General features: G+C 46.7%; 8 protein-coding genes. 2 read left to right on the top strand and 6 right to left on the bottom strand.

Annotation, left to right across the window (positions count from 1 at the left end):
- Positions 1–306: 306 nt before the first annotated feature.
- A complete protein-coding gene (locus tag QT992_RS05200; protein WP_333341792.1) occupies positions 307–1,320 on the bottom strand; it encodes a glycosyltransferase in 1,014 nt (337 codons plus the stop codon).
- Positions 1,321–1,499: 179 nt separating this feature from the next.
- Between QT992_RS05200 and QT992_RS05195 the strand changes: the two genes are divergently transcribed.
- Complete coding sequence (locus QT992_RS05195) at positions 1,500–2,627, top strand: glycosyltransferase family 4 protein (RefSeq protein ID WP_333322061.1); 1,128 nt, start codon at positions 1,500–1,502, stop codon at positions 2,625–2,627.
- 214 nt (positions 2,628–2,841) lie between these two features.
- Here the strand turns inward: QT992_RS05195 and QT992_RS05190 are convergent, their stop codons facing one another.
- The 5 genes from QT992_RS05190 to QT992_RS05170 all read right to left on the bottom strand — a co-directional run bounded on the left by QT992_RS05190 (position 2,842) and on the right by QT992_RS05170 (position 7,884).
- Positions 2,842–3,357 (bottom strand): serine acetyltransferase, encoded by a 516-nt coding sequence (locus QT992_RS05190; RefSeq protein WP_333322062.1) that lies wholly within the window; start codon positions 3,355–3,357, stop codon positions 2,842–2,844.
- 144 nt (positions 3,358–3,501) lie between these two features.
- Positions 3,502–4,083 carry a serine acetyltransferase gene (locus QT992_RS05185; RefSeq protein WP_333322064.1) on the bottom strand — a complete coding sequence of 194 codons (582 nt, stop codon included), beginning with the start codon at positions 4,081–4,083 and terminating at the stop codon, positions 3,502–3,504.
- 195 nt (positions 4,084–4,278) lie between these two features.
- The gene (locus QT992_RS05180; RefSeq protein WP_333322065.1) at positions 4,279–5,289 is read right to left on the bottom strand and encodes a glycosyltransferase family 2 protein; all 1,011 of its coding nucleotides are present in this window, start codon (positions 5,287–5,289) and stop codon (positions 4,279–4,281) included.
- Positions 5,290–5,374: 85 nt separating this feature from the next.
- On the bottom strand, positions 5,375–6,655 hold the full coding sequence (locus tag QT992_RS05175) for a glycosyltransferase (protein WP_333341795.1): 1,281 nt from the start codon (positions 6,653–6,655) through the stop codon (positions 5,375–5,377).
- A 311-nt stretch (positions 6,656–6,966) separates the two neighbouring features.
- Positions 6,967–7,884, bottom strand: coding sequence for a histone deacetylase (locus tag QT992_RS05170; RefSeq protein ID WP_333320971.1), 918 nt, complete (start codon positions 7,882–7,884; stop codon positions 6,967–6,969).
- A 77-nt stretch (positions 7,885–7,961) separates the two neighbouring features.
- On the opposite strand from QT992_RS05170, the gene QT992_RS05165 reads away from it, so the two are divergent.
- On the top strand, positions 7,962–8,471 hold the full coding sequence (locus QT992_RS05165) for a hypothetical protein (RefSeq protein ID WP_333320969.1): 510 nt from the start codon (positions 7,962–7,964) through the stop codon (positions 8,469–8,471).
- Positions 8,472–8,626 lie beyond the last annotated feature (155 nt).

Here is an 8,626-nt window from a genome sequence, read left to right as displayed (position 1 = left end):
TGCTTACTTAAATGAATTAATCTAGAATATAGAGGCTTCTTTTCTATTTTTCTTCCCGACTCCCATACTTTAGATACTTCTCTCTCGCCAGTTTGGTTAGCCTGCGGGCGATAACTTTTGCGTTCTATCATATAGCAGAGGGCGAAGAATTTTGGCTCTTATCATACTTTTAACCATTTACAAAACCGGGATGCTCCCGATGCCCAGTCAGGATTGCACTGCTCTACAATTAGTAAAAATTTTAATTTTTTATTACTCATTTGTTTGCTACTCAGGGGTTGACTTTCTGGGACGTTAGCTGTAATTCTAGCTGGCTGAATTAATAGAGTTGGTTGTTTTGTATTCGATTAACTTGCTTTGCTGCCCCAGCAATCGGCGCTGGTGAAACTGGATTTGACCTTGTAGCTGGGGAAATTTGGCTAATACGCAAGACAAAGCGTAGATGGCTGCCTCTTTACTTGCGATCTCCCGATGCTTTATATAATAGTTATAGGTGCGATAGGTTGCTAAGGGGTAGCCACTCAATAGTAACAGGCTCCAGCCTTTGGTCGGCCATGTCATTGCCAAGGCTAGGGCTGGCAAGACTAAGCCCCAAAACCAGGTGCTGCGGGTTTCTTTGACCCAATGGCGCTCCGGTTCGCTTCCGTGCATCCAGGAACCCTCGGCGTAGGCGTGACCCGCTCTTTGAGCGCGTTTCCACCACTGAGAGAAACTGGTCATTTGCGCGTCGTGCAGGGTCATTTCTGCATCTAAGCGGAGGATTTTCCAACCTTTTTGGCGCAACCGCACGCACAGTTCGGGTTCTTCGCCGGCTATTAGTGCGGGATTGAAACCTTCGACTTGCTCAAATGCTGCCGCGCGCATCATGGAATCGCCACCGCAGGCTTTGGTTTCGCCGATGGGGGTATCCCACTCGATGTCGCACAATTGGTTGTAGATGCTGGCTTCGGGGTATCGTTCGCGCCTGCGCCCGCATACTGCTGCTACCTCGGGTTTGGCTGTGAGTTCGCTGTAGGCCCGATAGATCCAGCCGTCAACGATTTCGCAGTCGCCATCGACAAATTGGACAAATTCGATGTCTGGAACTAATTGCAGCAAGCGGGCAAAGCCTTCGTTTCTGGCGCGTGCTGCGGTAAACGGTATAGATAAGTCTAGTTCTACTGTATCGGCTCCGGTCGATCGGGCTAACTCTACGCTACCGTCTGTTGAGCCGGAATCGACATAGACGACGCGGGCAACTTTGTCTGTGGCCGACACTAGGCATTGGCGGAGGCGCTGCCCTTCATTTCGTCCGATCGCCACTAATCCCATTTGTTTCAAGTTTTACCTTTTGAATTCGACTACTGAGCTGTTATTTTAATATTTTAGTGACACTCAAGGTAAGTTCACAATATCTTTATATTGTAACTTCTATGGAGCTGCGGTTTTCGGTGTTAAACTGCCTCTAGCTTATTCTGTATTAAGCCACACCAATCATTTTGAGTCGAGCTTGGTCAAAAATGCTGAATTTAAGTTCTTTGTTCACAATTTACTGTAGCGATCGGGCAGTCAGCCATATATTTTTTTCACTCTGCGAACAGTGGAATTACCCTGACTCTCAAGTCCGCATGGTTGTTCCGAATTGCGATCCGTCATGTCGCAGACCGAATCTTGTGGAAGCTGTACCCAGATACCTCAAATGGCTGTATTACCGCAGCCCTGACAGACTTAGAGATTATACAGAAAAGCGTTTCCTTAGAGATGTCAAGGATTTTGATGCAATTTACTTGTGGCCTAACACTTCGATCGAAACCTTTAGGAAAGTGAAGCAGCAGAGCAAACCCATTTTTTTGGAGCGCATCAACTGCTATACAAAGCAGGCAAAATCTATTATTGATGATGCTTCCAGCCGCTTGGGAATCTCTCCCCAACACCAAATTACTGCTGGTATGATTCAGGAAGAGGATGAAGAAATTAGTTTGGCAGATTTCATTTTTTGTCCGAGCCCCGAGGTAAAAAAATCTTTTATGGGAGCGGGAGTTCCCGAACATAAACTGATCCTTACCAGTTACGGGTGGTCTCCCAAGCGCTTCCCGCATTTTTCGATCGACAAGCCACTGTCAGACACGATTACTGTTATCTTTGTGGGCAGCGTTTGTGTCAGAAAAGGAGCTCATTTGCTGTTGCGGGCTTGGGAAAAAGCAGGAATTAAAGGCAGACTACTGCTTTGCGGAAGTATGGAGCCAGCAATTGCTGAAACTTGCAGCAGCATTTTAGCACGCTCAGATGTAATTCATAGGGATTACTCCAACGATATTGCCCTTGCTTATCGCGAAGCTGACTTTTTTGCATTTCCCAGTCTCGAAGAAGGTAGTCCGCTGGTTACTTATGAAGCGATGGCTAACGGTTTGCCAGTTCTAACGTCCCCTATGGGAGCGGGCGGCGTTGTCCGAGATGGCAAAGATGGCATAATTGTTTCGCCCTATGATGAAGAAGCGCTAGTGACGGGCTTGCAACAGCTAGCTGGTTGTGCCGAGTTGCGGCTTCGGATGAGTGACTCTGCCCGCGAGCGGGCACAGGAATTTACGTGGGAAAAAGTTGCGCGGCGGCGTGCTGAGTTGGTACTCGAAAGATTGAAACCAGCTTGACAAGTGAGGGAGAAAACTTGAGCTTTTGGACGCTCCCGGGACTGAAAGCCCCGGGTTTTTTATTTAATTTTAAATCCAAAATCCTAGCTGTTCGTAACTAATCCAATTTGTTTCAAGTTTTACCTTTTGAATTCGACTACTGAGCAGTTCCTTTATATTTTAATAAAAGTCGAGCTAATTTCATAATTTTTCTGCGACTTCTAGAAATTATTTTTCAGACTTCCTGGGTTTTTTTTTCGATTATTTTTGCCGGTATTCCTACTGCGGTTGCACCTGGTGGCACGTCACAAATCACCACAGCATTGGCACCAATCAAAGCATGATCGCCGATCGTGACGGAGCGAATAATTTTCGCTCCTGCACCGATATCGACGTGACCGCCGATTTTGACATCAGCAACAATTGTCACCTGTTGAAGAATCAGACAGTTAGGGCCAATGGAAGCACTTGGATGAATGACAATGCCATTAGGATGAGGCAGCAGCAGTCCTCCTTGTATTTGGCAGTTTAAAGGGATGTCTGTTGCAGTTACAACGGTCCAGAATCGATACTGAATGATGTTCCAACGGCATAAAAAATAGCCGAAAATCCCACCCTGCTGCTGCCACTTTTGATAGTTGCGGATAGATTTGAGCAGTTGGCGACTAGGCTCCCACCACTTGCTGGGTTTTTCGCGGCTCCAGTCTGCTTCTGTAGCAGAAACGATTGGCTTAGTGATTGACTCAACCATTGTTTGTGGAATATTTTGATGATGTTGACAATTGTGCCTATTTGTGCAGTTTATCTTAACAGGGCTCTCTAACTTGACTAGGTAGATTGATTGAATCTCCGCAGAGTTATAGGAGGAAGAAAAAGGCAGAAGGAAGACAATGATTTAAGTATTGTTTTCCGCAGGGCGGGATTTGATAATTTTGGCTGGGATACCAACGGCAGTTTGACCGGCTGGAATGTCTGATAAAACTACAGCATTGGCACCGACATTTACGTCGTCTCCCAAGTTTACTTTTCCGAGGATTTTTGCACCAGCGCCGACGTTAACCCGATCGCCCAATTGAGGCGATTCTAGCGGTTTTTCCAAATAGCGGTTTCCCAGGGTGACGCCTTGGCGGATAATGCAGTCGTCGCCGATCGTACAATATCCGTGAATAATAATAGCGTTTTGATGTTCAATCACCACGCGACGACCGAGCTTCACAGTGTAAGGCAAGTCTATCCCGTAACTATTGCGAACTTTTCGGTAGAGAGATCGATAAATAATGCTCAAAGGAGCTCGCAGTAATTTCGGTTCTACCTGCATTCTCCAGACGCCAAAACGCTGCACTGCTACGGCCCGAAATCCCGGTTTTGTCCAATCTCGACCATGAGCAATCCAGTCTTCTTTAATTTGCTGCCACAGTCCCAGGCCGGGGTCTTCTAGTTGATTTTCACTGGTGATTAAGTTTTGCTCAGTTACCATAAGCTCTAATTCACACTATTTCTTGTTTACTCTATTGCTAGATGCCCACGATCTTAATGGGTCTCTCAGGTTTTTTAGGAAGGAGCAATCCGGTTTTATAGACCGAGAATACTAATTTCTCGGCTGCATCATAAAATATTTTGCTTGCCTAGGTTAACCTCGTTTAGTTGGCTTTGACGGATTTACCAACTCCCTTTAAAAGTTTTTGGATTTTTCAATCTTACCCCCCTTAAAAAATACACTATTTAATACAAAATCCCTCAGTAATTGTGGTGGATCGCCATCTGGTTTGCCTTGAAGTACGCGGCGCACCCTCCAGGCTGCAAAACCCGAAGCCCAGGATACATCAGTTAATGCTGTGTAAACCAAGCCGTAGTTTTTGATAAAGTACCTACGCCGGGAATCAAACCAATAGGTAGGCAGCCTCTTGGCGGGCTTTTTGGTGTCAGTGACGCCTGAGCTTTGGCCGACTAAGTGGACAACGCGACTTTCGGGTACGTACCAGCAACTCCAGCCAGCTTTGTTCGCTTGCAGACAAAAGTCCATTTCTTCGCAGTACATGAAATAAGCTTCATCCATCAAGCCAATCTTTTCAAATACTTCGCGACGGACGATCATGCTGGCTCCAGCTACCCAATCAGTTTGACAGGTTTCTTGGGAAATGGGGGGCGCTGCAGCCCAGTTGGCTAATAACTTGGATATAAACCCTGTCCGCCAACCAAAATCGAGTTCCGTCAAGATGTTGTGAAACCGAAAAGCTGACTCCTGGGGCGTGCCGTCGGGGTCTTCCAAGCGGCTGCCGGCGATGCCGGCTTCGGGATGAGTGTCCATGAAATCGACGAGGGCTTTTAAGGCACCGGGGCGAACGATGGTGTCTGGGTTGAGCAGCAGGAAGTAAGGGGGGGGATTGGTGGATTGCAGGCCGGGACGGATCAGGGCGTTGTTGCCGAAGGCAAATCCGCCGTTACGGTCTAGGGGAACGAAGGATGCCCATTCATTCCAGCCTTCTGAGGCGATCGCACTACTAATTTCTTCGACGGAGCGATCGCCTGAAGCATTGTCGCCAACTACAACTCGCATACCGGGCAGCGATTGAACTTCGCTAACTAGAGAGCGCAAGCAGTCAATTGTCAAACTAGAGGTTCGGTAGTTAACAATGACAACCAGCAGTGGATAGGGGTGATTGGACTCGCTGGCCTTGGACATAAGTACCGTTGTTTGTGTAACAACTTTTTAGCTCAAGTTGTACCCATCTGGCAAGCTGGAGCGATCGCCCTCCTGCAGGTATCGCCTACTTTTTTAATTGCTCCAACATAATTGACAAAAGCTGCCACCGCTGCCGGTGCATTTCTTCGTGAGTCAGGCTGCGAGCCTTGTTCAGAGCTGCCATGCCCATATTTTGAAGTAGGTTCAAGTTTTCTCCCGACTCTTTGATCGAGTTTGCTAAAGCAACGGGGTCATTGCAATTAGCGATCGAGCCTGTGATGCCGTTTTCGATGCAGTCGCGGAGTCCGGCTGTGTTGTTTGCCAGTACAGGTACGGCCTGGGAATAAGCATCGTATACGATTCTGGGCTGCTCGTCCGAGATGCTGGGAACCACAACAGCATGATATTGTTGCAGCCGCCCGAAGAATTCTCTGCCGTAAGGAATAGTTCCCAAAAGTTCGATCTGTACCGATTTTTGCATCGCCTTGCTTGCTGCTTGGCAGTTGCTTAACAGTTCGCCTTCACCTAGTATGTCCAGCTTGACGGCAATGTTTTGCTCGTCCAAGATTTTCATTGCTTCTAGCAGAACTAACAGGCCTTTATTTGGATGCAATCTGCCCGCAAATAGAATTTTTAGTTGTTTGGGCGAGGCAGACAGTTTTTCGTGCCATATTTTTGTCGCGTCTGCTTCCGAAATAATATTTTCTTCATCTATCCACGAAGCATTAATTATGTGACTTTCTTTGTGTCGTTTTGTTAATAAACTTTGCTGGTATTCTGCCTGTGTAAAGATTGTCAAGTCGGCGCTGTTGATGCACCAGCGATTCAATGTTTCGTATATGTAAGCTTGAATTTTGGCTTTAATGCTGGCAGGGGTGCCCGGTGGCAGCCGCCACGGTGCGGACTCGACTACGAGCAGGTATGGTTTCTGCTGTATCAGGACTATTGGCGTCACTAACCATGCCATCGGAATCGGCCAGCCTGCTACGCCGCTATGTACGATATCTGAAGATGCGATCGCGCCCCAAAGCTGGGCAACCGTTGCCGGCAGCAGCAATATTGCTTTTGCCAAGCTATCTGCGGAGGGAAGGTCAATAAATTTAGCATCAGCAAATGATGTTTCCGAATCCACCTCTATTGTATTTTCTGGGGGAGTTTCTCGCACGCCCGGAGATGCTAGCGTGAAGTTTTTCAAATACTTGAAGTGTTGGGTTAGGTCTTTAGCCCACATTAAATCGAGATACCTGCTGCCTTTGGGGTCGTAGAAGGATTTGATGTTGATGACGAGCAGGTAGCGCTTGTCTATGGGCATCAAAGTCGGTTCTTTGACCCCATCTTCTGTGATATTTAACAAGTTGGATTCCATAAAATACACTACGATTGAATGCCATATATTATCTATTGTAAGAGACTGTTGGCGAATTCGCAGGGGGTGTTACCCCTCACCTCTGGAACGCAGCATTTTCGTTCGCTAGTGGTAGTTGATAGCTATATGGTCAATTAGACATTTAGTGTAGACCCACTATTTTTAGGGGTGAGGGGTGAAGCCCGTTATTGATTCGCCAACAGTCTCTTGTAATGCCACTTTAGCCAGTTTTTAGTAGGAATTTATACCTTAAACACGCAATCATCTCGCCAAACAATACTGAAGTCAATTTTAAATCTCGCCGCTCTGCATCAAAGTCGGTACTGCCTGTAGGCTTGGCTTGCCGCTCGGTGCAGGAGCGAATGTCGGTAAACTAACCCATTCATGTCATCGGAATAGCCCCCGCCAATCACGCAGGCAACGGGATAGCCGCCAGCCAAACACGCCATCAACACTTGCATTTCCCGGCGAAATAAGCCCGTATCAGTTAAAGCTAATTTTCCCAGTTTGTCACCGTGATGAGGGTCTACTCCAGCATCGTACAAAACTAAATCAGGCTTGACATTTGACAGCAAATCGGGTAAGAATTTATCCAATGTTTGTAAATATTCGTCGTCCTCCATACCCACAGGCAAAGGTACATCTACATCGCCCTTTTGTTTAGTGCCGGGAAAATTGACTTCGCAGTGCATTGAGAAAGTAAAAACGCTGCTGTCATCTTGGAAAATTACGGCGGTTCCGTCTCCTTGGTGGACATCTAAATCGACAATTAAAACTTTGCGAACTAAACCAATTTTTTGCAAAACGCGAGAGGCGATCGCCAAATCATTAAAAATACAAAAACCCGACCCAAAAGCAGGGAAGGCGTGATGAGTTCCGCCCGCAGTATTGCAAGCCAAACCATACTCTAAAGCGAGCTTGGCAGTTAGTACAGTTCCCGCCACCGCAGTGCAAGTGCGATTAGCAAGGGCCCGACTCCAAGGCAGACCAATTCGCCGAGTCGCTTTGTCATCGAGCGTTCCGTTGCAGTAAGCTTGAACATAGGAGTGGTCGTGGACTAATTCAATCCATTCTTGAGGCGGAAGTTCGGGAGCGTGAAATTGCGATTTATCTGCTACCCCGTCCGCGAGCAGCATCTGGTAAAGCATCCGAAACTTTGCCATCGGGAAGCGGTGATCCGGTGGCAGAGGTGCAACGTAATCTTCGTGGTAAATAATTGGTAAGTCCATTAAAATTATTGTATAACGAATGAATCTCCAATTGAACGCCTGCAATCTCAAATTTAAATTCGCTGGAGAACCTGTATATGCAACAACTAAAAACAGTCTGGCAGTCCGGCAGCACCGACCCCGAAAATGCTGACAATCTCGATAATATCAGTCAGTGGTGGGGAAACCTCAACGGCAAAGAAATTAGCTGGGTAGAGCGACTGATTCCGCAAATCGGCGGTCTGAGCGAAATTCACTGGCACCCCCAGCGTTTTGACGAAACATTTGTGATAGTCAATCCTGAAATTCGGGAGGAAACTCTCTATTGGTACATACCCGATTCTCCCGTCCGACGTAACAACACTGTTGACAAATTAGAACTTGACAACTTGCAACAGCAATTGTACATCTATCCTCAGTTGGAATCGGAACTGGTAATTCGCGTAGGAATTCCCGAAGTTAAATATCAAACACTTGAATTGAACAATCCCGAAATCGCCTTGGGGGAAGATAATATGCTACTGCTGTGGGAATCTGACCAAGAACTCGAAATTAAAATTTACTTTAGCAGTGAAAATATTGCTAAACTTAAGGAATTGTTGGCATAGAAAAGACCGAGAAAATAGTTTATATCGTAGCCTTTGGGTGCGAGGTTGATTGCTATATACTCTGAGTCACCTATAAATATCTTAAGACTGAGGGGCGGGTGCGTCAAAACCGAGATTTTTCACAGCCATACTTTGTTGCAGGGACAAGAGTAAAA

The sequence above is a fragment of the Microcoleus sp. T3_D1 genome (genome assembly GCF_036700405.1).
Taxonomy (GTDB): domain Bacteria; phylum Cyanobacteriota; class Cyanobacteriia; order Cyanobacteriales; family Microcoleaceae; genus Microcoleus.
Note: the sequence above shows the minus strand (reverse complement) of the source record. Positions and strands in the feature narration are given on the sequence as shown.

Bases quoted from the DNA above. Each gene is read 5' to 3' on its own strand.
- QT992_RS05195 (WP_333322061.1), top strand. From the start codon at position 1,500: ATGCTGAATTTAAGTTCTTTGTTCACAATTTACTGTAGCGATCGGGCA.
- QT992_RS05165 (WP_333320969.1), top strand. From the start codon at position 7,962: ATGCAACAACTAAAAACAGTCTGGCAGTCCGGCAGCACCGACCCCGAA.
- QT992_RS05185 (WP_333322064.1), bottom strand. From the start codon at position 4,083: ATGGTAACTGAGCAAAACTTAATCACCAGTGAAAATCAACTAGAAGAC.
- QT992_RS05190 (WP_333322062.1), bottom strand. From the start codon at position 3,357: ATGGTTGAGTCAATCACTAAGCCAATCGTTTCTGCTACAGAAGCAGAC.
- QT992_RS05170 (WP_333320971.1), bottom strand. From the start codon at position 7,884: ATGGACTTACCAATTATTTACCACGAAGATTACGTTGCACCTCTGCCA.
- QT992_RS05175 (WP_333341795.1), bottom strand. From the start codon at position 6,655: ATGGAATCCAACTTGTTAAATATCACAGAAGATGGGGTCAAAGAACCG.
- QT992_RS05180 (WP_333322065.1), bottom strand. From the start codon at position 5,289: ATGTCCAAGGCCAGCGAGTCCAATCACCCCTATCCACTGCTGGTTGTC.